The sequence below is a fragment of the Brachybacterium hainanense genome (genome assembly GCF_042434575.1).
GTDB lineage: Bacteria > Actinomycetota > Actinomycetes > Actinomycetales > Dermabacteraceae > Brachybacterium > Brachybacterium hainanense.
Map to the genome: position 1 here is coordinate 91,127 of NZ_JBHLSV010000012.1, position 22,261 is coordinate 113,387.

25 protein-coding genes and 1 pseudogene are annotated in these 22,261 nt (G+C 69.5%); 16 read left to right on the top strand and 10 right to left on the bottom strand.

The annotated features are described in order from the left end of the window. Nucleotides 1–213: 213 nt before the first annotated feature. The 5 genes from ACFFF6_RS11380 to ACFFF6_RS11400 all read right to left on the bottom strand — a co-directional run bounded on the left by ACFFF6_RS11380 (nucleotide 214) and on the right by ACFFF6_RS11400 (nucleotide 4,339). Nucleotides 214–705 carry a hypothetical protein gene (locus tag ACFFF6_RS11380; protein ID WP_376980759.1) on the bottom strand — a complete coding sequence of 164 codons (492 nt, stop codon included), beginning with the start codon at nucleotides 703–705 and terminating at the stop codon, nucleotides 214–216. Between the two features lie 315 nt (nucleotides 706–1,020). After that, complete coding sequence (locus ACFFF6_RS11385; RefSeq protein ID WP_376980761.1) at nucleotides 1,021–1,608, bottom strand: hypothetical protein; 588 nt, start codon at nucleotides 1,606–1,608, stop codon at nucleotides 1,021–1,023. Nucleotides 1,609–1,770: 162 nt separating this feature from the next. Then, the gene (locus ACFFF6_RS11390) at nucleotides 1,771–1,995 is read right to left on the bottom strand and encodes a hypothetical protein (RefSeq protein WP_376980763.1); all 225 of its coding nucleotides are present in this window, start codon (nucleotides 1,993–1,995) and stop codon (nucleotides 1,771–1,773) included. A 2-nt stretch (nucleotides 1,996–1,997) separates the two neighbouring features. Continuing rightward, nucleotides 1,998–3,905 carry a DNA primase family protein gene (locus tag ACFFF6_RS11395; RefSeq protein ID WP_376980765.1) on the bottom strand — a complete coding sequence of 636 codons (1,908 nt, stop codon included), beginning with the start codon at nucleotides 3,903–3,905 and terminating at the stop codon, nucleotides 1,998–2,000. A 107-nt stretch (nucleotides 3,906–4,012) separates the two neighbouring features. Next, on the bottom strand, nucleotides 4,013–4,339 hold the full coding sequence (locus tag ACFFF6_RS11400) for a helix-turn-helix domain-containing protein (RefSeq protein ID WP_376980767.1): 327 nt from the start codon (nucleotides 4,337–4,339) through the stop codon (nucleotides 4,013–4,015). Between the two features lie 219 nt (nucleotides 4,340–4,558). Here ACFFF6_RS11400 and ACFFF6_RS11405 point away from each other — a divergent pair, with 219 nt between their 5' ends. From ACFFF6_RS11405 to ACFFF6_RS11420, 4 genes are all read left to right on the top strand, one after another. Beyond that, nucleotides 4,559–4,942 carry a helix-turn-helix domain-containing protein gene (locus ACFFF6_RS11405; protein ID WP_376980769.1) on the top strand — a complete coding sequence of 128 codons (384 nt, stop codon included), beginning with the start codon at nucleotides 4,559–4,561 and terminating at the stop codon, nucleotides 4,940–4,942. A gap of 606 nt (nucleotides 4,943–5,548) precedes the next feature. After that, nucleotides 5,549–6,142, top strand: a complete 594-nt coding sequence (locus ACFFF6_RS11410; protein WP_376980771.1) for a hypothetical protein — start codon at nucleotides 5,549–5,551, stop codon at nucleotides 6,140–6,142. Nucleotides 6,143–6,179: 37 nt separating this feature from the next. Next, on the top strand, nucleotides 6,180–6,308 hold the full coding sequence (locus tag ACFFF6_RS11415; RefSeq protein ID WP_376980773.1) for a hypothetical protein: 129 nt from the start codon (nucleotides 6,180–6,182) through the stop codon (nucleotides 6,306–6,308). Nucleotides 6,309–6,456: 148 nt separating this feature from the next. Then, entirely contained in the window at nucleotides 6,457–7,644 is a 1,188-nt protein-coding gene (locus ACFFF6_RS11420) for a protein kinase domain-containing protein (RefSeq protein WP_376980774.1), read from the top strand. 62 nt (nucleotides 7,645–7,706) lie between these two features. On the opposite strand, the gene ACFFF6_RS11425 is transcribed toward ACFFF6_RS11420, so the two are convergent. Continuing rightward, complete coding sequence (locus ACFFF6_RS11425; RefSeq protein WP_376980776.1) at nucleotides 7,707–8,630, bottom strand: toll/interleukin-1 receptor domain-containing protein; 924 nt, start codon at nucleotides 8,628–8,630, stop codon at nucleotides 7,707–7,709. A gap of 372 nt (nucleotides 8,631–9,002) precedes the next feature. Beyond that, entirely contained in the window at nucleotides 9,003–9,731 is a 729-nt protein-coding gene (locus tag ACFFF6_RS11430; RefSeq protein WP_376980778.1) for a hypothetical protein, read from the bottom strand. Between the two features lie 421 nt (nucleotides 9,732–10,152). On the opposite strand from ACFFF6_RS11430, the gene ACFFF6_RS11435 reads away from it, so the two are divergent. After that, a complete protein-coding gene (locus tag ACFFF6_RS11435; RefSeq protein WP_376980780.1) occupies nucleotides 10,153–10,542 on the top strand; it encodes a helix-turn-helix domain-containing protein in 390 nt (129 codons plus the stop codon). A gap of 70 nt (nucleotides 10,543–10,612) precedes the next feature. On the opposite strand, the gene ACFFF6_RS11440 is transcribed toward ACFFF6_RS11435, so the two are convergent. Beyond that, complete coding sequence (locus ACFFF6_RS11440; protein ID WP_376980782.1) at nucleotides 10,613–11,137, bottom strand: phosphoribosylamine--glycine ligase; 525 nt, start codon at nucleotides 11,135–11,137, stop codon at nucleotides 10,613–10,615. Nucleotides 11,138–11,241: 104 nt separating this feature from the next. Between ACFFF6_RS11440 and ACFFF6_RS11445 the strand changes: the two genes are divergently transcribed. After that, nucleotides 11,242–11,973 (top strand): TIGR02391 family protein, encoded by a 732-nt coding sequence (locus tag ACFFF6_RS11445; protein ID WP_376980784.1) that lies wholly within the window; start codon nucleotides 11,242–11,244, stop codon nucleotides 11,971–11,973. Between the two features lie 68 nt (nucleotides 11,974–12,041). Here ACFFF6_RS11445 and ACFFF6_RS11450 read toward each other — a convergent pair whose 3' ends face one another. Then, the gene (locus ACFFF6_RS11450) at nucleotides 12,042–12,230 is read right to left on the bottom strand and encodes a hypothetical protein (RefSeq protein ID WP_376980786.1); all 189 of its coding nucleotides are present in this window, start codon (nucleotides 12,228–12,230) and stop codon (nucleotides 12,042–12,044) included. 189 nt (nucleotides 12,231–12,419) lie between these two features. Further along, the gene (locus ACFFF6_RS11455; RefSeq protein WP_376980788.1) at nucleotides 12,420–13,982 is read right to left on the bottom strand and encodes a recombinase family protein; all 1,563 of its coding nucleotides are present in this window, start codon (nucleotides 13,980–13,982) and stop codon (nucleotides 12,420–12,422) included. A 38-nt stretch (nucleotides 13,983–14,020) separates the two neighbouring features. On the opposite strand from ACFFF6_RS11455, the pseudogene ACFFF6_RS11460 reads away from it, so the two are divergent. From ACFFF6_RS11460 to ftsE, 10 genes and pseudogenes are all read left to right on the top strand, one after another. Beyond that, nucleotides 14,021–14,986: pseudogene (locus ACFFF6_RS11460) on the top strand (TadA family conjugal transfer-associated ATPase); the annotation flags it as partial. Beyond that, nucleotides 14,983–15,858 (top strand): type II secretion system F family protein, encoded by an 876-nt coding sequence (locus ACFFF6_RS11465; RefSeq protein WP_376980790.1) that lies wholly within the window; start codon nucleotides 14,983–14,985, stop codon nucleotides 15,856–15,858. The pseudogene ACFFF6_RS11460 and the gene ACFFF6_RS11465, both read left to right, overlap by 4 nt. Continuing rightward, nucleotides 15,855–16,799, top strand: coding sequence for a type II secretion system F family protein (locus tag ACFFF6_RS11470; RefSeq protein ID WP_376980792.1), 945 nt, complete (start codon nucleotides 15,855–15,857; stop codon nucleotides 16,797–16,799). The genes ACFFF6_RS11465 and ACFFF6_RS11470 overlap by 4 nt, the downstream gene beginning before the upstream one ends. A 149-nt stretch (nucleotides 16,800–16,948) precedes the next feature. Then, nucleotides 16,949–17,212: a hypothetical protein gene (locus ACFFF6_RS11475; protein WP_376980794.1), complete on the top strand. Its 264-nt coding sequence runs from the start codon at nucleotides 16,949–16,951 to the stop codon at nucleotides 17,210–17,212. A 1-nt stretch (nucleotide 17,213) separates the two neighbouring features. Further along, on the top strand, nucleotides 17,214–17,693 hold the full coding sequence (locus tag ACFFF6_RS11480) for a TadE family protein (protein ID WP_376980796.1): 480 nt from the start codon (nucleotides 17,214–17,216) through the stop codon (nucleotides 17,691–17,693). A gap of 74 nt (nucleotides 17,694–17,767) precedes the next feature. Further along, complete coding sequence (locus ACFFF6_RS11485; protein ID WP_376980798.1) at nucleotides 17,768–18,196, top strand: hypothetical protein; 429 nt, start codon at nucleotides 17,768–17,770, stop codon at nucleotides 18,194–18,196. Continuing rightward, a complete protein-coding gene (locus tag ACFFF6_RS11490) occupies nucleotides 18,196–18,657 on the top strand; it encodes a pilus assembly protein TadG-related protein (protein WP_376980800.1) in 462 nt (153 codons plus the stop codon). Before ACFFF6_RS11485 ends, ACFFF6_RS11490 begins: the two co-directional genes overlap by 1 nt. Nucleotides 18,658–18,734: 77 nt before the next feature. Continuing rightward, a complete protein-coding gene (locus tag ACFFF6_RS11495; protein WP_376980801.1) occupies nucleotides 18,735–19,865 on the top strand; it encodes a glycerate kinase in 1,131 nt (376 codons plus the stop codon). 186 nt (nucleotides 19,866–20,051) lie between these two features. Then, nucleotides 20,052–21,167, top strand: coding sequence for a peptide chain release factor 2 (gene prfB / locus ACFFF6_RS11500; protein WP_376980803.1), 1,116 nt, complete (start codon nucleotides 20,052–20,054; stop codon nucleotides 21,165–21,167). Between the two features lie 143 nt (nucleotides 21,168–21,310). Beyond that, on the top strand, nucleotides 21,311–22,261 hold a 951-nt coding region (ftsE, locus tag ACFFF6_RS11505), incomplete at its 3' end, for a cell division ATP-binding protein FtsE (protein ID WP_376980805.1).

Below are 22,261 nucleotides of genomic sequence, written 5' to 3' on the forward strand. Positions count from 1 at the left end.
GGGCTCACCCCGGTGAGGACGCTGCGCGCCCTTGGCGCGGATCCCTCGCAGGCTCGGGCCGAATCCGCTGCGACGGGCGCAGCGGTGCGCGGTGCACCTCCGGTGCCTGCGATGGAGGTCGACGAGACGCGCCGCGACATGAAGGAGCCCCGGCCGTCGCGATGACGACCGGGGCTCTGCGGCGATGACGTCGGCGCTGCCGACGCCCGTGCATCAGGCGGTCCGCTGGTGCTCGGCGCTGAACGCGTCGAAGGAGCTCGTGCCGTGCTCGTCGGTGCCCTCCTCGACGGCGTCCCGCTCGTCATCGGCGGCGTCGGCCGGTGCCGTGGGCTTGGGCCTCGGCCGGCGCTCCTCGCGGCCCTCCTCATCGGCGAGCCTCAGCTCGTCGAGCAGATCGCCGTCGGCGCGCTCGGCCAGCCCGCGGACGAGGTCGTAGAGGCGCTGCGTGCGCAGCGTCTCGTCCTTGTCGACGGCGACCTCTCTGACCTCGCCCTTCACGGTGCGCGTGGTGCCGTGCTCGGGCTCCACGCCCAGCAGCTCGTAGAGCGCCAGGACGAGGCGCGAGTGGTTCGCGCCCGCGACCTTCTGGACGCGCGCCAGCTCGGCCCTCTCGCGCTTCTCCTGCGCGCTCTTCTCCGCCTCGGCGGCCTCGAGCTGGCGGCGCAGCTCCGCGATCTTCTCGTCGCGGCTCGTGGTGGTGAACATGGTGTCTCCTTCTTCGATGTCTTGGTGATCAGCGGGTGGAGTCGGTGCTCCCAGGATCGATTCCGATGCTGTGCCACGTGAGTCGGCGTACCAGGGCGGGACCACCTGCGCCCATCACCGGGTAGCAGGAGGCCGTTGATGGTCCACAGACGGACTCCCGCTGGACCAGCGCCCTGACCGAAGGGCCCGAGTGGCTCCCGGGACGCCCAATCACGGCGCATTCGTGGACCACCTGTGGCCTTGTAAAGCCCAGCGCTGACCATGGGTGGACGCGGATGCGCCGCAGATGGACCACAGCGTCTGCAATTGACCTCGTCAGGTGCTCGGATCGTCATGCCCGCCGTACTCGCAGAGATCGGCCTCGATCTCGCTCAGGGCCCGGCCGGAGTCAGCACGACCCGAGGTCAGCTCGCTGTTGTCCGCCGGCCGGACCAGCTCAGGCGGACGTGGTGCCCGAGGCAGCGCCGTGGCGGACCCGTCGTCCGCAGGCTCGATGCGCCAAGCGGGCGTCCAGGGACCGCAGCTGAAGCGGGTCAGTCCCGGCGGGACTCCGACCTTGACGGCGGCGAGGGCCCAGAAGCGGACCTCCGGACACAGGTGAGTCGAGAGCAGGTACGACACGCCGTCCGCCAGCTCCACCCAAGCGATCTCATCGACACCGCTGGGGAGCGGTCCGCGGAGGCGGAGGTAGCGCTCGCGCGGAGCGTCGGTGGTGAGGACGTGCACGTGCCCGACCTTCCTGGTCACGAATCCGACCCGGACGACGTCGAACACCCCCGAGTTGACCCGGCAGTCGATCTCGTCCTCGCGCATGCGCCAATAGAGGTAACTGCTCCTGAACAGGGGCGCGTCGACCAGCGACGGCACGGACGGGTTGAGGCTGTAGAACATGTGCTCAGTCATCGGAATCGATCTCCTTCTGGTCAGTGGACAGGAACTGGTGGCCGCCGGCGTGGGCAAGCGCCGCGAGGACCGCCTCGAAGGCGTCGGGGTCGAGGCCGGTGATCGCGTCGCTGAGGTCGACCGGACGGTGGCTCGCGGAGGGCGGCGGCGATCGCGTCGGGGTCAGCCATCAGCACGGCCCTCCTCGCGCAGGACCTCGATGCCACCCGGGCGCGAGAGCGCGGCCCTGCCGCCCAGGGCGGCGAACGCGTCGTTCCAGAACGCCTTCACGTCCGGGTCGGCAGTCGGGTCGCCGTCGACGGCCTTGATCAGCTCGCGCTGGAAGGCCGCGCGCGAGAGCGGCTCCGGGCGGCGGCGCGCGGCGCGCCGGGTGCGGCGGTTGCTCATGATCAGTCCTCCGTGTCGTCGGTGCTGGTGGTGCCGTCGGTGGTCGCGCCCGTGCGCCGCAGGATCCCGCGGTAGCTCGCGCTGAGCACGGGCTTCGAGCGACGCGTGATGTCGCTGCCCTTGAAGGTGGGGCTGAGCCACTTGGCCAGCTCGTACTCCGCGATGAGGATCTCCGGCAGCGCCATCATGTTTCCGGGCCGGTGCTTCTTCGACTTGTCAGCGCAGTGCCACATCGGATCCGTGCGCACGAGGCCGAGCAGGTCCGAGCGGAACTGGTTCATGCTCACCGGCGATCCGGAGGGCGACACCTCGCGGAACCACGCCTTGAAGAGGTCGTAGAGGAACGTGAACGGCAGCAGGTCCCAGGCGAAGCGCTCGCGGAACTCCTCCCAGAACGCGCGGACCGGGTCGTTGACCTCCTTGAAGTCGGCCAGGACCTCCTGGGTGGCGACCGGCTCGGAGAGCTCGTAGTAGCTGCCGGGATCGGCCGCGCCGGCCTCGTGCAGGACGTACCAGAGCACGTACTGGAGCACCTCGGGCCGCTGCAGGTAGTCGTCCTTGATGTACTTCCTCTCGGCCCCGGTGAAGGACTTGTCGAAGGGGACGAAGAGCTTGCGGCGGTAGTTGCTCTCCGACTTGTCCTTCATCCGCGGGAACCCGTTGAGGCACTGCACCATGAAGCCCCAGAACTGGAACGCGATGGGCATGCGGTACTTGCGGTTGATGGGGATGACGTCGTTGGTCTCGATCGCCTTGAGGTTCGCGGCCTTCTCGATGAACGCGCCGACGTCGTTCTCGTCGACGATGATCGCGGTGGCACGCAGCAGCGGCTCGAGCGCGAAGTCCTTGTCGAAGTCCAGGAGCGGGATCGAAGTGTGCGATCCGGCACCGACGAGGTTCCGCATCAGGCTGCACAGGGTGCCCTTGCCGTTGTTGCCCTGCTCGGAGTAGAACCAGGCCGACTTGCCCCAGCGGACGTTGGGCCGGACCACGGCCCCGATGATCTCCCAGATCAGTTCCGCCATTCCCGCGTACTTCGCGTTGAACGCGTCGTCGCCCTGCGTGTAGTAGAACTCCTTGATCCAGGAGACGACGTCCCACCTGGTGCCGTCGACCGGATGGACGATGACGGGGTTGATCGCGCCCTTGACGTAGTCGACCCGGACCTTCGACAGGAAGACGAGCGACGGGTCGAACGGGCTCATGCTCTTGGCGGGGAAGTGGAACTTCTTCCCGTCGATCTCGAGGTCGATGTCGTGCCGCGAGTAGTTGAACGCTCCGTTGTTCACCGGCACCAGGTCCCGATGGGCACACCGCTGCACGCGCGGCGCGTCCTCCTGCAGGACCGCCTGCACCTCGGCGAACTCCTTAAGGCTCAGCTGCTTGTTGTACTTCCGGGCGGTGGTCCGGATGTCGTGCTCGCTCGGGGTGTGCAGCCCGCGGCTGCGTCCGTCGTGCACGTACATGGCCAGCACGTCGTACTCGCGGTCGGTGTCCTCGGTGCTCGGGGCGATGCGCACCACGTGGTGCAGGCGCAGGAGGATCTGCGCGACCTGCCAGTAGGTCAGCACGCGCGCGGTGGGCAGCTTCTCGGTCGCGATGCTCGTCTTGGTGTTCTCCATCTTGGATACGCCGTTGACGATCGCGAGCAGGTGCTTCTCGATCTCGCCGGGCGACGGCGGGGCGTCGGCGTCGATGGCGTCGAGGTAGAGGCCCGTGCAGACATCGACGACCTCGTTGATCGGCGCGAGGCCCTCGCCGCCGGCCGAGAAGTGGGCGATGGCCGCCTCGAGGGCGTCGATCAGGGGGTTGGCCGCGGGCGCGTCCGGCACCTCGAGGTCGTCGTCGAACACCGGGACCTCGTCCCGCTGCTCGTTGCTGTCGTCGTGATTTCCTGGAATAATGGACACAGGAAGATCCCTTCTTCTGTCGCCCAGTGCATGAGCCGCTTACTCAGCTGGGCGGTGAACGTCTTGATGCAAGGCCCCGCTACGGCGGGGCCTTCGTCATGTGGTGATCAGGCAGCGCCGCCGAGGAGGCGGCCCAGCTCGCGCTTGCGCTCGGGCGTCAGCGCCGGCCAGGTCGAGACCATCTGCGCCGCGAGGGACGCGAGGTCATCGAGGCCCGACGCCTCATCGGACGACGCATCGTCCAGAGCAGCAGGGCTGACCGGCTCGGCCAGGAGATGGAGGTCCTGTTCGCGGACCTTGTAGGAGCCGTTGACCTTGAGCGCGGGCAGCGTGCCCTCGTGGATCCGCTTGGTCAGGGTGGTGCGCGTTCCGTAGTTGGCCTCAGCCAGCTCGCGCAGGGAATAGAGACGCTCGAGCGTCGGTGCGGCGGTCATCGGGACGGACCTCTCGTCGTGCTTGAAGCGTCCCGACTACGCGAGGTCGGGCTCCGCCAGGCACTGGGTCTCTGTCACCAGCCGTCGTCGGCGCATCTGCGATGCTGCCGTGGCTCCAGTCTAGCGAAGTAGTGAGGTTTGTGCAACTACGGGCACCAACCTGGTGTAGTTTTGGCACTACGGGGTCAGGATGGACCCCTCGCACGAGGAGGCGCTTGCATGGGGACGACGACGGCGACCACCTTCGCGAGACGACTGCGCGAGGAGCGCGAGCGGGCGGGCCTGAGCCAGGCCGCGATGGCGGAGCGGCTCTCCGGGGCGCTCGGGTCGACCGTGGACGCGAGCACTGTCACCCGCATGGAGAAGGGCCGGCGCAGCGTCAAGATCGACGAGGCGGTCGCCATCGCGTCGGTGCTCGGGATCGAGCTCGCGGACCTGGTGAGCGAGGAAGGCGCTGCCGCTGCGCGCCGACGCGAGCTGGGGCGCGAGCTCGAGAGGCAGCAGGGTCGCGCCGAGGACGCGCTGCGCGAGCACCAGCAGGCGACGCAGGCGATGATCGACATCGAGCGGCAGATCGAGAGCCTGGGGTCGCCGGAGGCGTAGAACCGGAAGCGGCGAGCGGTGAGGGCCGGCAGCGCATGCGGCGAGCCGGGCCTGGTGGCCCGGTCGCGGGCTTGGCTTGGAGTCGAGCTGGGTCGGTCAGCCGAGAGCCTCGAGCAGGTGAGCGAGAGGGCCGAAGGCCCGCACCGCGCCCTGTGCGTACCCACCTGTACCCAGCTTGTACCCACGGAAATTTGTGCTGGGTACAGGTGTTTCGCCTGGTAAACGAGCACGTCCCAGGACATGTACCCAATGTGCCCAGTAGGAGTGAATCTTTTATAGGGAAGAGCGAACCAGGGCCAGCGGGAGATGTGGGGGCAATATTTCCTTGTAACTTCTTAGATCTAGTGGGTACATCGGGTACAGAGTCCCAAATACCTGCTGTGACCAGGCGAAACGTCTGTACCCAGTGGCCGATCTACTGGGTACAGACTGGGTACAACTGGGTACACGAGTGGGTACAGGTGCCCGCAGGCCGTCATCCCCGCCCCTCCAACCGCGACCAAGCCCGGCCATCAACCTAAGACCGCCCGAAGGGCGCGAGCTGACCCCGAGCCGACCCTCGGCGACCAAGCCCTCCGTGTCCGCGTCCCGACCTAGGCTTGATCTATGCCGCCGCTCCCTCCCACATCCCTCGCCGTCGCCGCCGCCGTCGAGCACCTCCGCACGCAGCAGCAGCTGACCACCGACGAACTCGCCTTCGTCACCGTCCTCCAGGGCACCGAGATCTGCGCCGACAGACTCCGCGCCATCGAGCGCGGCGAAGCGTCCGCCACCGTCGACGAGCTGCTGATCCTCGCGGTCGCCCTCTACACCACGCCCGCGGCGCTCCTCTCGTTCGTCCCCGAGGACTCGCCGCTGCCCGACCACCAGCTCGCGACCGCGGTCCCGAGCGACGTCGACCAGCAGGAGCTGCGCGCCTGGCTCGAGGGCAGGACGGCGCTCGACCACGAGTCCCGCGTGCGCTGGGCCGAGGACCGCGTGCAGCGCCTCGAGATCCGCTCCGCCCACGTCGAGGACCAGCTCCAGGCCGCCTACGAGGAGCTGCGCGAGCTCGGCGAGCTGGCCGACCAGGAGGCCGACGCGCTGCCGGTGATCCGCCTCCGAGATCGCATCCAGGGCGGTGGCTACGACCTCACCCAGATGAATGTCGCGCTGGCCTATGCGGAGCAGAGGCTGGGCTGGCTCCAAGAGGAGTGGTAGGCCGCGCCGGCACGAGTCTCCATACCATGGTCAGGGCATGGAGATCGTCGAGCTCGTAATCTCGGCCCTCTCACTGACCGCCGTCGGCGTCGGCATCTTCCAAGCGAATCGGCGCTCCAAGGAGGCGCTGCACGGGTCGTCGACCGTGGCGGCAGACGCCCACTGATCCGCGGCCCTGCGGGCAGTAGAGCATCTGACCGGTTTCGGCCCCAGAGCTGAGCCCATCGACCAGTGGCTCGTAGACTTCAGGATCGATCCAATGGCCGTCCACTCGCTCGCCTCAGCTTGTCCGAGGGCATCGGTAGCCTCGAGGCATGAAGACCATGGAGCAGGAGCGAGTGGAGCGCTTCGAACTCGCGTTCCGCGAGAAGGACATCGACCCCACCTACCTCGAGCTTTACCGCCGGGAGGAGGTCCTACCCCGCGCCTTCGCATACATCCACGCTGGCCTCGATGCCGAGTTCAAGCACATGAACTACAAGGCCCGTGGCGGCAGCAGCGGTCACTTCAACGCGGACAACTCGAGGAACTTGCTGGATCTCATCGATCTGCTGTCCGAAGCCCGCACGATGCTCAACAAGGCCGGCCACTCGCTGGCGATGGCTCCCGAGTACCAGCGGGTCGTCGATAACGCCCCTGCATGGCTCGTCGACAGCGGAGGGAGCCCCATCCCTGAAGGCTTCACGCCTGTCGAGGTGGAGAGCTACGCGCCGGTCTTCAGCCTTGGCGACCGAGCCGTGACGGTCTCCGACTCCCGCACGGCTAAGCTGACGCCCATCGGCGAGGGAGCCTTCGCCTTGGTCCACCGGTTCACCGATCCCAACTACGGTATGACGCTGGCGCGGAAGAAGCTCAAGCCCGGCTCTGATGGCCGGGAGAAGGAGCGCTTCCGACGGGAGTTCGAGCTTATGAAGGAGCTCCGGTTTCCGTACGTCCTCGAAGTCTACAACTTCAACGAGGCGGACTGGTCGTACACGATGGAGCACTGTGACTCTTCGCTGGAGGACTATGTCGCCAAGCGCAATAACCAGCCGGGCTTCGGCCCAACGACTCGCAAGCGGATCGCGCTGCAATTCCTCTACGGCCTGAACTTCATCCACTCCAAGGGGCACTTCCATCGTGATCTGAGTACTAGGAATGTCCTGCTCCGCACCTTCGGCGGATCGGCTGTGCTGGTCAAGCTCTCAGACTTCGGCCTGGCCAAGCTCAAGGGTTCCGAGTTCACGATGACGGAGACCGAGCTCAAGGGCACGAAGATCGACCCGGCTCTCGGCTCGTTCAGGGACTTCGGCGCTGTCCACGACATCTTCGCTGCAGGGTTCGTGCTGCTGTACATCTTCACTGGACGGAAGAACGTGGGGCGGAGCAGCGCGACTCCTATTGAGCGAATTGTCCACAAGTGCATCGACTCGCAACCTGACCGGCGCTACCAGTCAGTGATGGAGCTGATCGCAGATGTCGAGGATCTGGACATGACGGTGACCAGTGAGGCCCCGGCGTAGACCTTCCCACTTCGCATGGGAGTCCGACGACCAAGCATGTCCTTTGTGCGCGGAGCGCCTCGTCAGGACGTCTCGACGACTCTCCAGCGGAAATTGACGAAAGGTGGGGCGTACTGGCTGCCGCTGGTGTCCTCGCGCTGTACCTGGAGGATATCGACGACCGCCAGTCGCCCGTGCGCATTCATGAGCACGACGCTCTGCCCCGTCCGTGGAGTGACAGATCGTCCGGGGGTGAGGTGTCTTTCGAGATCGGCGTCGTCGACGTCATCGACTTGGATCAGGCCGACCGCCTTGATTGGGTCCTTGTACACGTACACCGAGTCGTACGAGCGCCCGCTGACGGCGAGTGCGAATTCAGAAGCGCCCAGGCCCCAATAGAACCTCTTCCCAGGGGCGTCCTCATACATGAAACGCGTCTCGCCGACGAGGTCCGGGCTTCGCCACTGTGAAGGATCGCTGCGAAGGTCCTGCTGCTCGAGCCGCGTGGCCCGCTCTCGGAGAGTCGCGATAGGCGTAGCGCTGTCGCGGTTGGCCGGTAGCCCCGAGACCCAGCGCCACAGATCCTCGATCTGCTCTGCCCCGGGGAACTGCTGCTGGCTGCCGGGGGAGTGGTTGAAGTCGAAGCCCTTGGGCATCCGGTCTCCGAGCCATGCAGGCAGTGCGCACGAGGCGTTGTCGACGAAGAGGGTGGAGAGCCAGGCAGGGTCGCGGTCCTCGTAGACCTCGGCGATCCATCTGCTCTCCTTGCCCACGCCCGAATCGGGCATGGTGTCGGCTCGTTCGACGTAATTCTGGTCCACGACGAGCAGGACGTGCTTGCAGTCCGCGACTCGGCGCATGAAACCGTTGAGGTCATCGCCGTAGTCGACGTCCGCGTCGATGAGGACGTCGAACCCCAGTGCCTTGAGCTGCGCTGCGAGAAGGCGCACCCACTCTCGGTGCCCCTTCGACGTCCATGCGTACGAAATGAACAGGTCTGCTCCCACAGGCTTCCTCATCTGGTCGGCTGAGTGCTGCTCGCACGTGTGCAGCTGTGATCACGAGACTACGGTCGGTGACGGACGAACTGGGGCCCCGGCCAGACACGGCACCGTATCGGCTGCACCGGGAGCGCCTGGCTACCGTGGAGCAGCGACTGGGCGGCCACCTGCCCCTAATGGGCAGGGCTCGTGCGCTCAGCCATAACCTGCAGCTTGTCTGCTTGGAACGGGACGACCGGCAGCCGCTGGTGGGCCTCGAAGCGGACCCAGCGGACCTCGCCAAGGAGCTCCAAGACCGTTGCACCAGAGGGCTTTCTCCGGCGACGAACCTGCGGACGGAGCCGCTGGACTGATTAGGCACCGAGGCACGGCTCGACGTCACTCTTCGGGCTTGCCGGCGTCGACCGGCTCGTCCGGAAGCGCCGCGACCTTGCCATTGGGGCCGTACCACGAGGTCTCCCCGGACGAGAACTTCACCTTCCCGACCACGCGAGAGCCCATGTGCCACTCGGTGAGGTCCGGCTCCTGCGCGCTCTCGGGCTCGAAACCCCACGGGCGATTCCCTTCGCGGCGAGCGTCGGGGGCGGGGTAGTGCGGCGGCATCGGGCAGTCCCCGCTGACCGCGACCAGGGAGCGCCGCACGTACTCGATGTAGTTCAGCAAGTCGCTGGCGTCGCGGCGTCGGAGATCTTCTGAGCGATCTGGTTGCCCAGACTGGTTGAACCGCAGCATCCAAGTCAGTGCGTCCCACCTCTCGCGGAGTTGTGGCGGAAGAGCGTGAGCGTGGCTCGAACCAGCTTTCATCAACGCTGTGGCACGCATGGTCCGCTCCCGATGGACTTCCGCCACGGCCGGCACTCGGACGAACGCGGCCGTATCGTCCGGGCTGTCTCGCGCGACTGCCCTGAAGTCGGCCAGTGCCGCAACTAGCTGATCGGCGGCGTAGGAGCGACGCCGCTCCTCGTCGAGGCGCTGCGCTTCCCGACGCTCAGCGGCCGCGATGTCGGTCTCGTGCTTCAAGACCTTGGCCGTCTGTCTGGAGGCGACCCAGGCGGAGAGGGCTCCGCCTACGAGTGCGCCGAGCAGGGCAGCGAGCATCTCTGTCATGGTCCTCAATATAGGTCTGAGCACCGACATGCTGGACGAAGAGCGGTGCTGGCGAGCTCGGCCTGGCAGCTCGGTCACGGGCATGACCTCCTGCCGGAGCATCGCCAGCATGGAGGCCGATCCCGGAGATGTGCGTAGGGTTTGCACGCGATCCCGGAAGTTCCTCCTATATGCGGAACGTGAAGAACTTCCGGACGACCCTGTCCCGGCTGCCCACGAGGCCCTCCGGCGACCCTAGCCAGTTCTTTCCTGCATTACAAAGAGGCTGCGATCGGTCGCATCCATACGGCCCGCCTCCCAGCACGACTGGGCCCGGAAATCGAGCCAAGACCGCCCCAAGAGCGCGCACTGTATCGATCGCGCGATGACCCCGACCGACGGTCAGCCCTTTCGCGCCCTCGATCCTTCGTAGGCTCGGGGGATGCCGCTGCCTCCTTCCACCTCCCTCGCCGTCGCCGCCGCGGTCGAACACTTCCGCCAGCAGCTCGAGCTGACCATCGACGGATTGGTCTTCGCTACCGTCATGCACGGCGCTGAGATCTCCGTCGGTCGCCTCCGTGCGATCGTTCACTGCGAGGTCTCCGCCACGGTCGACGAGCTGATGATCCTCGCCGTCGCCCTTGACACGACGCCGGCTGAGCTTCTCTCATTCGTCCCCGAGGACGCTCTCTGGCCGGAGCACCAGCTTCCGACCGCGATGCCCGTGATCCGGCTCCACGACCGGATCCAGCAGGGTGACTATGACCTCGCGCAGGCCCGCGTCGGATTGGCGTACGCCGAGCAGCGCCTCGGCTGGCTCCGCGAAGACTGAGCAGACCCCGCCAGCGCCGGCACGCCAGACGATCGCAGGCGCTGGTCGCCCCGTTCGCGTCCGGGCCCGATCAGACTCGAAGCGTCTGCCGTGTCCTGACCGTCCTCCCCGTGCCGAGCTGGGCCGTCATGTAGACGCCCGAGACCCGCTCTTTGAGCACCTCTCGTGAGGCGGCTGCCAGCCTCGCGGCGTGGTCGAGGTCGAGGAACCAGCTTGCGTTCGCGCCCGGCTCGAGCTTGTGCGGGAGGTCCGGGCCGACTCGCTCGCCCACGGGGACGAGAGACATCGCACCGCCTCGCGGGAGCAGCTTGACGCTCTCAATGATCACGGGTGCTCTCCCGTGGTTCGTGACCTGGATGCCGACGGCGTCGAACCCGCTCGTGCCCTGTCCTCGCAGCCCGCCGAGATCGAATCCATTTCCGTCCGCACGCACGGTTCCCGAGTAGACCCCGGAAGGCGACACGAGCCCGTGCAGGAGCGTCGCCTTGGGGCGGCCGGCCGAGAGCAAGTACTGCGCGATCTGCCAGCCGAGTGCCAGCGCCGCCAGGACTAACGAGAGCGCTGAGACGAGGAGCGCGACGGACTCTGTTTCCATACGCAGTACGGTAGTCGGCGGGGTGGACATCCATGGTCGAGGCGGAGCGAGGTCCGAAGCTGACACCTTCTCGTCGTGTCCGTGATGTCGCCGATACTTGAAGCATGACGAGACTGGACACAGCATGGGCGATCTCCGAGATCGACCGCTTCCTCTACGTGACCGGTCAGATCCACCCTGACACGGGACCTGGGATCGTCTACTTCGGCACCCTGATGCGCGGTCCGAAGACGGAGGCATCGGAGCAAGCCCACGTCGTCGAGCAGATCCTCGACCGCGTCCCGCCGGGCTGGTCGCGGGGCAGTCCGGACAAGGGTGAGAGCTACTCGTGGCTGCGCGACCAGGCGTCGAGGGCTAAGGCCGCCCTCGGCCGGCAGGCGGAGCTGGCTGAGAAGCTCGGGGACGACGCCCCGGACATGGACGCGGCCAACCTCCACCCCTTGGCCTGGGAGAACGGGCGTTCGTACTGGAACACCGGGCACTACCACCAGGCCGTGATGCAGGCAGCAATCCGGATCAACGCCGAGACCCAGGCCAAGCTCGGCCGGATGGACATCTCCGAGACGGCGCTGTTCAACGAGGCGTTCTCGCTGAACGCGCCGAAGCCTGACGCCGCGCGGCTGCGCCTGATGGAGGACGACGGCGGCAGGACCTACGAGAACCTGCACCGCGGGGCCCGTGCCTTCGCCGAGGGCCTCTACGCCGCGATCCGCAGTCCGGGGATGCACGTCCCCGAAGAGGCTGCCGGCGGCGAGGATCAGCTCTGCCTCGAGCAGCTCGCGGCGTTCAGCCTCCTGGCCCGCTGGGTCGACCAGGCGGCCCTCGAGCCTGCTTGAGCTCGCCTGCGTCCGTGACGTGTATTGAGCCCCGGTGCCGTCGGCACCGGGGCTCACCTCTTTCGGCGCTACGCCGCCCGAGCGGGCCGCGCGTCAGCGGCGTCGATCCGCGGCGTCAGCGCGACGGAGATCCGGTCGCGCATCTGGTCGGTGAACGCGGGCCTCGTCGCCAGGAACCTGGCGATCGAGGCGTCGACCGAGGTGGGGGAGCCGGACTTGCACAGGTCGGCGGCGCTATCTGCAGTGGTCGTGGGCACGGGGACGCTCCTCTGGTGAGGAGTGCTTCCTCCGGCGTCCCGTGTCCGGAGTTGTGCCCTTTACCGCCTCGAGGCGGTGATCCGGGCGCGTCTCCGGATCGAGCTAGCCGTGCGCATGCGACAACACTCTGACGATTGGTTCAGCTGCCAGTCTACCGGCGAGCCACGACAGCGCCGCCGAGCCGCGTCTCAGCTCGCCCCGCGTGTCGCTGCCGCCTCCGCCCATTCGACGCGGATCCCCGCGTACTTGTCCGCGCCCTTGGCCGAGAACGCGCCGGGCCCGATCTTGTCGACCGTGATCCGCAGGCCGCCCATCTCCGTCAGGGCGTCGAGCACGGCGCGCCTCTGGTCGACCCTCGCGCTCTTCCACGCCGCCGTCGCGTCCGCGCCGATGAAGGCGTCGAAGCCCTCGGCCGGCTGGGCGGCCTTCAGGCGCGCCTGCTCGATCTTGAGCTGCTGGGACAGCTTCGCGTTCTGGCGCTTGAACTGCGCCTCGTCCAGGCCGCCCTCGTCGACGGGGGTCGTGGCCAGGTCCGAGAGCATCAGCCTCTGGCTCGTGATGGCGTCGATCCGGGCGCGCGCCGCTTCGACGACGGCCTGGTCGCCGCCGAACACGCGCACGCCCTCGGCCTCGAGCAGGGCGAGGACGTGCCGCTCTACGAACTCGTCGACGTCGTCCATGCGCCGGCTCACGCCGTGGCAGTCGGGGTGCGGGCAGATGTACTTCGCCGGGTAGACGCGCTGCCTGTCCGGCGACCGGGTGCCGTCCTTGCGCTTGTACCCCTTCACCATGTACGCGTGCTGCGATGCGCCGACGAGCGGCCGCTCGCAGACGCCGCACTCGGCGATCCAGGTGAGCAGGTACTTCAGGCTGGTGTCGCCGCGGTTCGAGACGCGACCGGGGTCGGTGAGCTTGGCGACGACGCGCTCGTGGGTCTCGCGGTCGATGATCGCCTCCCAGTCCGCCTCGTGGAGGTGCACGGGGCCCACCCAGCGCTCGTCCTTGAACTCCTGGTGCTTGCGGTAGCCGGCGTGCGTCCAGCGCAGGAGCATCCGCCGGAGGGGCTGGGACCTCCACTCGTGGCCAGTCGCCGTGGTGATCCCGCGGCGGTTGAGGTCCTTCATGATCGTCCACAGCGCCTGGCCCTCGAGGACGCGCTGGACGCACTCGCGGATGACTGCGGCCTCGGCGTCGTCGACGACCAGGCGCTGCGCGGCACCGGTGAGCACGCGGCCGTCGGAGTCCGTGGCGAAGCGATAGCCGAACGGGCGGGGACCGACGTACCTCCCCGCCTCGGCCATCTCCCGGTGCTTGGCCCGCTGCCGCTTGCCGATCGTCTCGGCCTCGAGGCGGGCGAAGGTGCCCTTCATCCTCGCCATCGCTCGCCCCTGGGGAGTGGCCAGGTCGATCTCGCCGCCGCAGCTGGCGAGCTCCAGCCCAAGATCGTCCGCGTAGTCGATCCAGTCCTCGAGCTCGCGGGGCTTGCGCGTCAGGCGGTCCACGTCCCAGACGACGATCGCCTGCACCCGCCCGGACGCGACGGCCTTCATCATCGCCTCGTAACGGGGCCGGGCGCGCCGCTTCGATGCGGAGACGTCGTTGTCGATGTACACGTCCTCGTCGGCCACGACCCAGTGCTTGTCCTCGGCGAGCTTGCGGCAGTCCTTCTCCTGGCGCTTCACGCCCAGGCCGAGGGCCTCGGAGTCGCGCGAGATCCGCACGTAGATCGCTGCATGGACTGGCTCGCTCATGGATTCATCATACCAGGAGTGGTTAAGAAGGCTATGAGCCCGGACAGCTCTTCGTGGCCCGGAACGGACGCAGCGAGCTCACCTCGGTGCTCGTCGACGAGCAGGAGATGCGCGGCATCGTCGAGCGCATGCTCGTCACCTCGGGCCGGCGGCTGGACCTCAGCTCTCCCTTCGTCGACGCGCTCCTGTCCGACGGCAGCCGTCTGCATGTCGTGATCCCGAGCGTGACCCGGCGGCACTGGAGCGTGAACATCCGCAAGTTCATCGCGAGGGCCCACCGCCTCGAGGACCTCGTCGAGCTCGGCTCCCTCAGCAGCCAGGCCGCCGGTCTGCTGGACGCCGCGGTCGCCGCCGGCCTCAACATCATCGTCTCCGGGGCGGTCGGCGCCGGGAAGACGACCATGCTGAACTGTCTGGCCTCCTCGATCGGATCCCGCGAGCGGGTCGTCACCGTGGAGGAGGTCTTCGAGCTGGACCTGCACCTGCGCGACGTGGTCGGTCTGCAGACCCGGCAAGCGAACCTCGAGGGGAGCGGGCGGATCACCCTGCGCGACCTCGTCAAGGAGTCCCTGCGGATGCGCCCCAGCCGGATCATCGTCGGCGAGGTCCGCGAGGCGGAGTCGCTGGACATGCTCATCGCCCTCAACAGCGGCCTGCCGGGGATGGCATCCGTGCATGCGAACTCGGCACGAGACGCGGTGACGAAGCTGTGCACCCTTCCGCTCCTCGCCGGGGAGAACGTCTCGAGCCGCTTCGTCGTCCCGACCGTCGCGAGCTGCATCGACCTCGTGGTCCATCTCGACATCCGGCCGGACGGAAGACGCTGCGTGCGAGAGATCGCGGCGCTTCCCGGCCGGGTGGAGAGCGACGTCATCGAGATCTCCGACCTCTTCCACCAGCAGGACGGCCAGCTCGTGCGCGGGGACGGGTTCCCGCCTCATCCCGAGCGCTTCGCACGTGTGGGCGCGGATCTCGCACGCCTCCTCGGCAGGGCCGCCGCATGATCCAGGGAGCTCTGCTCGGGCTGCTCCTGGGCCTCGGGCTCCTGCTGATCTGGCGTGCCTGCTGGGATGCGGAATCCCGCCCGTCCCGCGCCGATGGCCGACTCGGGAGCTGGCGCGAACGCACCCGCGACGATCTCGTCCAGATCGGTCTGGGCACCGTGCCGCCGGCCGCCGTGCCCGCGCTCAGCGCCGGGGCGGCGCTCGTCGTCTTCGTGACCCTCTGGTCGATCTCCTCCGCGCTCGTGCCCTCGGCCGCGATGTCGATCGGCACCGCGATCCTGCCGACGATCCTGCTCCGAGCCGCCGCGCGGCGGAGGCGGACGGAGCTCCGCGAGGTATGGCCCGAGGTCGTCGACCACATCAACTCCGCGGTGCGGGCCGGCATGTCGCTGCCGGAGGCGCTCGTCCAGGTCGGGCAGCGAGGCCCGGAGCCCCTGCGTCCCGCCTTCGTGGAGTTCGCCCGCGACTACCAGGCGAGCGGTGATTTCGGCAGCTGTCTGGACCGGCTCAAGATCCGCCTGGCGGACCCTGTCGGCGACCGGATCGTCGAGGCGCTGCGCATCACCCGCGACGTCGGGGGCACCGACCTCGGCGTCCTGCTGCGCACGCTCTCCTCCTTCCTGCGGGAGGACGCGCGCACCCGTGCAGAGCTCGAGGCCCGCCAGTCCTGGACCGTCAACGCCGCTCGGCTCGCGCTCGCGGCGCCCTGGCTCGTGCTCGCGCTCATGTCCACCCGGCCGCAGGCCGCCCAGGCCTACGACTCCCGGGAAGGCCTGCTCATGATCCTCATCGGTGCCGCGGTCTCGCTGCTCGCCTACCGGGTGATGCTGCGCATCGCACGGTTGCCCCAGGACGAGAGGGTGCTGCGATGAGCGTCGTCCCGCCGGGCGTCCTCGGGGCCGGGCTCGGCCTGCTCGCCGGGATCGGGCTGCTGCTGGTCGTCTACGGGAGCCCTCTGTGGCGACCCCGTCGGCTCGCCGAGAGGATCGACCCCTATCTGCGTCGGGACCGTCAGAGCGCCCTGCTCGCCCCGAAGCAGCGCGGCGGTCGGCGCTGGGAGATGATCCAGCATCTGCTGGGCCCCGTGGTCGGCCGTGTCATCGGAATCCTCGAGCGGATCACCGGCGGTCCCGAGCAGCTCGAGAGACGGCTGCAGCTCGCGGGCCGGACCACCTCCGCGGACACCTTCCGGCTCGAGCAGGTCGTCCTGGGCCTGCTCGGCATGGTCCTCGGAGGCGTCCTCGCAGTCCTCGCCGTCACGCTGCGCGGGGCGAGCCCGCTGCTGGGTCTTCTGATCATCGCCCTGGGCGCTCTCGGCGGAGTGCTGATGCGCGACTACCTCCTGGGGTTCGCGGTGCGGCGCCGCGCCGCGAGGATGGCCCGCGAGTTCCCCACGGTCGCCGACCTCCTCGCTCTCGCCGTCGCCGCCGGGGAGAGCCCGGTCGCGGCGATGGAGCGGGTCGCCACCTCGTCCACGGGCGCGCTCCCGGAGGAGTTCGCCGCTACCGTCGCGGAGATCCGGGCCGGTGCCACGGTGTCGGAGGCCCTCGCCGGGCTCGGCACGCGCACCCCGCTGGACTCGCTCGGCAGATTCGGCGAGGGCGTCGCGGTCGCGATCGAGCGCGGGACCCCGCTCGCAGAGGTGTTGCGCGCCCAGGCACAGGACGCCCGGGAGACCTCGAAGCGGGACCTCCTCGAAGCCGCCGGCCGTCGGGAGATCTTCATGCTCGTCCCGGTCGTCTTCTTCGTCCTGCCGCTGGTGATCGTGTTCGCGATCTTCCCCGGTCTCGCGGTTCTGGAGATCTCGCTGTGAGCGCCGTCGTCCCGCCGCGCCGCGGACCTCCCGTGCCCCGTCAGCGGCCTCCGGGCGTGTGGCGTCCAGCCGCTGCGACCTCGCCGCTCCCGATATCACCCCGATCCGGCCTGTCCCCGCCTCACCCCCCATCTCCTCGGAGGTTCCTCATGACCACCACGCCCCGCTCCCACGGTCCCGCTCGCAGCGGTCCTCTCGCCCGGAGGTGCGCCGCGGCCCTCGGAGGCGGCCGCCGTGCACTGCGCCGCGCCGCCCGCCGTCTGCAGGAGGATCGCGGCGATGTCCCCGGCTGGGTGCTCATCACCCTCATGACCGCGGCGATCGTCGTCGCGCTGTGGGCGGTCGCCGCCGATCAGCTGGTCGCGATCTTCCAGAACTCGATGAAGCCGTTCCTCGGCGGCACCGGCGAGTGACATGGGAGAGGTCTCCGGCGACCCGATGCCGGTGAGAAGGTCTGCGGACCGAGGCAGGTCCGCGCTTCGACGCGGCGTCCGCCACCGGCATCGCGGCGGGGTCGCCGCGGCGCTGCAGCGGGAGGAGGGCTCGGCGGTCGCCGAGTTCCCTCTGCTCGCGGTGCTCATCGTCGTGATCGCGCTCGCCGTCATCCAGGGAGCGGTCATCCTCCACACGCGCAACACGCTGATCGATGCGAGCGTGCAGGGCGCCCATCATGCCTCGCTCGTCGGCAACACCCCCGAGGACGGGGCCGACCGCACCCGGATGCTGATCTCCCAGCGGCTGGGCCGGGGGATCGATGCCCGGGTGACAGCGTCCCAGGCCCCGGACGGCATGATCGATGTTCAGGTGAGCGCGACGTTCCCGCTGGTGGGGCTGTATGGGCCCGCCGGCGCCATGACCGTGGACGGTCGGGCGATCGCCGAGGATCGATGGTGAGCGGGCATCGGCTGCGAGGCGCGTCCCGGCACCGGCTCCGGGGGCGGCACCGGGCGGCGTGCCTGCCCTCGGGGATGCGGTCCTCCCGGGGCGAGGAGGGAAGCGCGATCGTCGAGTTCGTGGTCCTCGCCCTCGCCCTCCTGCTGCCCTCGCTGTACCTGGTCCTCACCCTCGGCTCCGTGCAGGGCGCCGTCTTCGCGGCCGATGCGATCGCCCGGGACGCCGCCCGCATCCATGCCTCCGATGCCGATCCCCGCGCGGCTGCACGGCTCAGCGATCAGCGGGCGCACCTCGTGCTCGAGGACTTCGGGATCCCCGCCCGTGGTGTGCTCGAGATCAGCTGCACCGCCGATCCGTGCGCGAGCCCCGGCGGGACCGTCACCGCCCATGTCGACGTGCCCGTGCAGGTCCCGGGCCTGGGGCCGCTGCTGGGCGAGGGCGGGATCGTGACCGTCCGGGGTGAGCACGCCGTTCCCGTGGACCGCTATCGGGCGGGCGGCTGATGCGGGCCCGCCTGCGGAGCGCCCTGACCTCCGACCGGGGGACCCTGACGATCCTGATCACCGGGGTGCTCGTCGTGATCCTCATGATCGCCGCCCTCGGGGTCGCCGTCACCGGCGTGCACCTCGAGAGGGCCTCGCTGCAGGACGCCGCCGACGGGGCGGCACTCGCCGCGTCCCAGGCGATCGACCCGCGGGCGATCTACGCCGGCGACGGGCAGGGCGGGCCGCGGGTGCTCACCGAGGTGGAGGCCCGGCGGGAGGCGGAGAGCTTCCTCTCCGCGTACCCGCTGTCCTCGACCCGGCTGCGGGACGTGCGTGTCGCTGCCGTGGGCACGATGGCGGACGGCACGGTCGAGGTGACCCTCGCAGCGACGGTCGACCCGCCTCTGATCGGCTGGTTCACCCGCGGAGCAGGTGTGTCGATCCCGCTCGCCACAGAGGGGTCAGCCCGTGCGCGGTGAACAGGCGGGCTCTCCGCGCGGCCGGGCGGATATCCTCCCGGCACAGGCATGCACCATCCACCGGAGAGGCCCAGGCGATGACCGCCCCCCGCACGATCCTGCTCGCCCCCGACAAGTTCAAGGGCACGCTCACGGCCGCCGAGGTCTGCGACGCCCTCGAGAGGGGCATCGCCTCCACCGCCCGGGACACCCGGGTGCTGCGCTGCCCGATCGCCGACGGCGGGGACGGCACGGTGGAGGCGGCGCTCAGCGCCGGCTTCGAGGAGCGGATCAGCGAGGTCGAGGGGCCCACGGGAGAGGGGGTGCGGGCCCGCTGGGCGCTGCGCGGCCCGGATGCCGTGCTCGAGCTCGCCGAAGCCTCCGGCCTGCGAGTCCTGCCAGGCGGCCGGCTCGCCCACGACCGCGCCTCCACGGCCGGGCTCGGAGAGCTGATCCTCGCCGCACGGGACGCGGGCGCACGGCGGATCCTGGTCGGCATCGGCGGCAGCTCGAGCACGGATGCGGGCGCCGGGGTGCTCGCCGCGCTCGGAGCGCGGCTGCTGGACACGGACGGAGCCGACATCGCCCCGGGAGCGGCGGGACTGGCGACCCTCGCGAGCGCCGATCTCACCCCCGCGCGGGCCGCGCTCGAGGGGGTGGAGCTCGTCGCCGCCTGCGATGTCACCAATCCGCTGACCGGCCCTGAGGGCGCCGCCGCGGTCTACGGCCCGCAGAAGGGGCTCGCCGCGGCGCGGATCCCGGAGGTCGACGCAGTCCTCGCACACGCGGGAGAGATCCTCGACCCCTCCGGCCTCCTCGCCCGCCGACCGGGAGCCGGGGCCGCGGGAGGGACCGGCTTCGCGCTCTACGCCCTCGGCGCCTCCTTCGAGGCCGGGGCCGACGCCGTGCTCGACCTGCTCGGCTTCGACGAGGCCCTCGTGCGCGCGGACGCGGTCGTGATCGGCGAGGGGAAGCTCGATGCCCAGACTCTCCAGGGCAAGGGGCCGGCGGAGGTCGCCCGCCGCGCCCGCGCCGCCGGGGCGGAGGTCCTCGCCGTCGCGGGAGCCGTGACCCTCGCACCCGCACAGCTCGCGGAGGCGGGCATCGGCCGCACCTACGACCTGCTGAGCCGCAGCGCCGACCTCGCGGAGGCGATCGCCCGCGGCCCCGAGCTCCTCGAGCAGATCGGCGCGGAGATCGGGGCGCACGCGGCGCGGCCGCCGGCCTGACCCCGCTCGCCCCGGCGGCTTCCGACGGCGCCGGTGCCGCCCGCGCCCGCATCCGTGGGCTCGCATCCGCCGCTGCTCTGTACCGCCCGGTGCCCGACGCCACCGCCCGGCACCCGCAGGGCCGCAGCCCGTGCCCCGGCAGCGTTCCGGGCGACGCGGATCGCATCTGCCGTAGAATCGTGCCTCGTGGCTACCGTCGACTTCTCCGAAGAGATCCCGCACCTCCGCTCGACCCTCACGTCGATCGCGAAGGTGACCGATCTCGATGCCCTGACCGCGAAGATCGCCGAGCTCGAGGAGCAGGCCGCCGCGCCCGACCTGTGGGACGACGTCGAGAACGCCCAGCGCGTGTCCTCCGCCCTCTCCCACGCCCAGTCCGAGCGCCGCCGGATCGACGATCTGACCAGCCGCATCGACGATCTCGAGGTGATGGTCGAGCTCGCCGCGGAGGAGTCGGACGAGGACACCCTCCACGAGGCCGAGTCGGAGTTCGCCGCGATCCGCAAGGCCCTCGACGAGCTCGAGGTGCGGACCCTGCTCTCGGGCGAGTACGACGAGCGCAACGCCGTGATCACCATCCGCGCGGGTGCCGGAGGCGTGGACGCCGCCGACTTCGCGGAGATGCTGCTGCGCATGTACCTGCGCTGGGCCGAGCGCAAGGGCTACCCGACCAAGGTGATGGACACCTCCTATGCGGAGGAGGCCGGGCTGAAGTCGGTGACCTTCGAGGTCTCCGCGCCCTACGCCTACGGCAACCTGTCCGTCGAGGGCGGCACCCACCGTCTGGTGCGCATCAGCCCCTTCGACAACCAGGGCCGCCGCCAGACCAGCTTCGCCGCGGTCGAGGTCATCCCGCTGATCGAGTCGACCGACCACGTCGACATCGACGAGAACGATCTGAAGGTGGATGTGTTCCGCTCCTCGGGCCCCGGCGGGCAGAGCGTGAACACGACCGACTCCGCGGTGCGCATGACCCACCTCCCGACCGGCATCGTCGTCTCGATGCAGGACGAGAAGTCGCAGATCCAGAACCGTGCCGCGGCCCTGCGCGTCATGCAGTCGCGCCTGCTGCTGCTGAAGAAGGCCGAGGAGGCCGCGGAGCGCAAGGAGCTCGCGGGCGATGTGAAGGCGTCCTGGGGAGATCAGATGCGCTCCTACGTGCTGAACCCGTATCAGATGGTCAAGGACCTGCGCACGGAGCACACCGAGGGCAATCCGCAGGCCGTCTTCGACGGCGACATCGACGCGCTCATCGAGGCGGGCATCCGCTGGCGCGTCGCCCAGCAGCGCGAGGCGGGCTGAGCAGGCCGGACAGGCGCCGCCGCCCTGGTCGCTGCGGGGAGCTTTGACCGAACCTTGACCCGGGCAGGTGGGCGTGGCCATCGTCAGCGCCGCCCCGCCCTGCCTACGCTGGACCCGTCCGTCCCACCGACCTGTAGGCAGCAGTGATCCGATTCGACAACGTCACCAAGACGTACCAGCGCGGCCACGCCCCCGCGCTCGAGGACCTCACGATCGAGTTCTCGCGGGGGGAGTTCGTGTTCCTCGTCGGCGCCTCCGGCTCCGGCAAGTCCACGCTCATGCGTCTCGTGCTCAAGGAGACGTCGCCGACGCGCGGCAACGTGTACGTCGCGGGGAAGGATCTCGCGCGCATCCCGTCCTGGCGGGTGCCCACCCTGCGCCGCGACATCGGCATGGTCTTCCAGGACTTCCGCCTGCTGCCCTCGAAGACGGCCTACCAGAACATCGAGTTCGCGCTCGCTGTGATCGGCACGCCCCGCAAGGTGGTGCGCCGCCTCGTCCCGGAGATGCTCGAGATGGTGGGCCTCGCCGACAAGGGGCGGCGCCTGCCGCACGAGCTGTCCGGCGGCGAGCAGCAGCGCGTGGCGATCGCCCGCGCCTACGTGAACCGGCCCTCGATCCTGCTCGCGGACGAGCCGACCGGCAACCTGGATCCGACCACGGCCGAGGGCATCCTCGACCTGCTCGCTCAGATCAACGAACGAGGCACGACCGTGGTCATGGCCACCCACGACCGCAGCGCCGTGGACCGCATGCGCAAGCGCGTGGTCGAGATGGTCGGCGGGCACGTGGTGCGCGACGAGGAGGCCGGCGGCTACGTCGCGCTCGCGGCCGATGAGGACGACGCTCCCGTCGACGCGCCCGCCACCGGTCCCTCCGCTGCTCCCCGCGAGGCCTTCGCGGCCGATGAGTTCGCGACCGACACCTTCGCCGCCGTCCCCCACGATCCCGAGGACTTCGCCGAGCAGGCCTTCGCGGCCGATGCGCCGCGCGCCGGGGGAGGCGAGCTCCCGGCCTCCGGGCCCTCCGCCGGACGGGCGAGGCAGGAGGAGGGCCGCCCGCGACGCCGCGGACGCCGCCGCGCCCCTGCCCCG

What these genes read in the sequence shown, in the direction of transcription:
- ACFFF6_RS11380 (WP_376980759.1), bottom strand. Translation starts at nt 705, where the DNA reads ATGTTCACCACCACGAGCCGCGACGAGAAGATCGCGGAGCTGCGCCGC.
- ACFFF6_RS11385 (WP_376980761.1), bottom strand. Translation starts at nt 1,608, where the DNA reads ATGACTGAGCACATGTTCTACAGCCTCAACCCGTCCGTGCCGTCGCTG.
- ACFFF6_RS11390 (WP_376980763.1), bottom strand. Translation starts at nt 1,995, where the DNA reads ATGAGCAACCGCCGCACCCGGCGCGCCGCGCGCCGCCGCCCGGAGCCG.
- ACFFF6_RS11400 (WP_376980767.1), bottom strand. Translation starts at nt 4,339, where the DNA reads ATGACCGCCGCACCGACGCTCGAGCGTCTCTATTCCCTGCGCGAGCTG.
- ACFFF6_RS11405 (WP_376980769.1), top strand. Translation starts at nt 4,559, where the DNA reads ATGGGGACGACGACGGCGACCACCTTCGCGAGACGACTGCGCGAGGAG.
- ACFFF6_RS11410 (WP_376980771.1), top strand. Translation starts at nt 5,549, where the DNA reads ATGCCGCCGCTCCCTCCCACATCCCTCGCCGTCGCCGCCGCCGTCGAG.
- ACFFF6_RS11415 (WP_376980773.1), top strand. Translation starts at nt 6,180, where the DNA reads ATGGAGATCGTCGAGCTCGTAATCTCGGCCCTCTCACTGACCGCCGTC.
- ACFFF6_RS11420 (WP_376980774.1), top strand. Translation starts at nt 6,457, where the DNA reads ATGAAGACCATGGAGCAGGAGCGAGTGGAGCGCTTCGAACTCGCGTTC.
- ACFFF6_RS11430 (WP_376980778.1), bottom strand. Translation starts at nt 9,731, where the DNA reads ATGACAGAGATGCTCGCTGCCCTGCTCGGCGCACTCGTAGGCGGAGCC.
- ACFFF6_RS11435 (WP_376980780.1), top strand. Translation starts at nt 10,153, where the DNA reads ATGCCGCTGCCTCCTTCCACCTCCCTCGCCGTCGCCGCCGCGGTCGAA.
- ACFFF6_RS11440 (WP_376980782.1), bottom strand. Translation starts at nt 11,137, where the DNA reads ATGGAAACAGAGTCCGTCGCGCTCCTCGTCTCAGCGCTCTCGTTAGTC.
- ACFFF6_RS11445 (WP_376980784.1), top strand. Translation starts at nt 11,242, where the DNA reads ATGACGAGACTGGACACAGCATGGGCGATCTCCGAGATCGACCGCTTC.
- ACFFF6_RS11455 (WP_376980788.1), bottom strand. Translation starts at nt 13,982, where the DNA reads ATGAGCGAGCCAGTCCATGCAGCGATCTACGTGCGGATCTCGCGCGAC.
- ACFFF6_RS11465 (WP_376980790.1), top strand. Translation starts at nt 14,983, where the DNA reads ATGATCCAGGGAGCTCTGCTCGGGCTGCTCCTGGGCCTCGGGCTCCTG.
- ACFFF6_RS11470 (WP_376980792.1), top strand. Translation starts at nt 15,855, where the DNA reads ATGAGCGTCGTCCCGCCGGGCGTCCTCGGGGCCGGGCTCGGCCTGCTC.
- ACFFF6_RS11475 (WP_376980794.1), top strand. Translation starts at nt 16,949, where the DNA reads ATGACCACCACGCCCCGCTCCCACGGTCCCGCTCGCAGCGGTCCTCTC.
- ACFFF6_RS11480 (WP_376980796.1), top strand. Translation starts at nt 17,214, where the DNA reads ATGGGAGAGGTCTCCGGCGACCCGATGCCGGTGAGAAGGTCTGCGGAC.
- ACFFF6_RS11485 (WP_376980798.1), top strand. Translation starts at nt 17,768, where the DNA reads ATGCGGTCCTCCCGGGGCGAGGAGGGAAGCGCGATCGTCGAGTTCGTG.
- ACFFF6_RS11490 (WP_376980800.1), top strand. Translation starts at nt 18,196, where the DNA reads ATGCGGGCCCGCCTGCGGAGCGCCCTGACCTCCGACCGGGGGACCCTG.
- ACFFF6_RS11495 (WP_376980801.1), top strand. Translation starts at nt 18,735, where the DNA reads ATGACCGCCCCCCGCACGATCCTGCTCGCCCCCGACAAGTTCAAGGGC.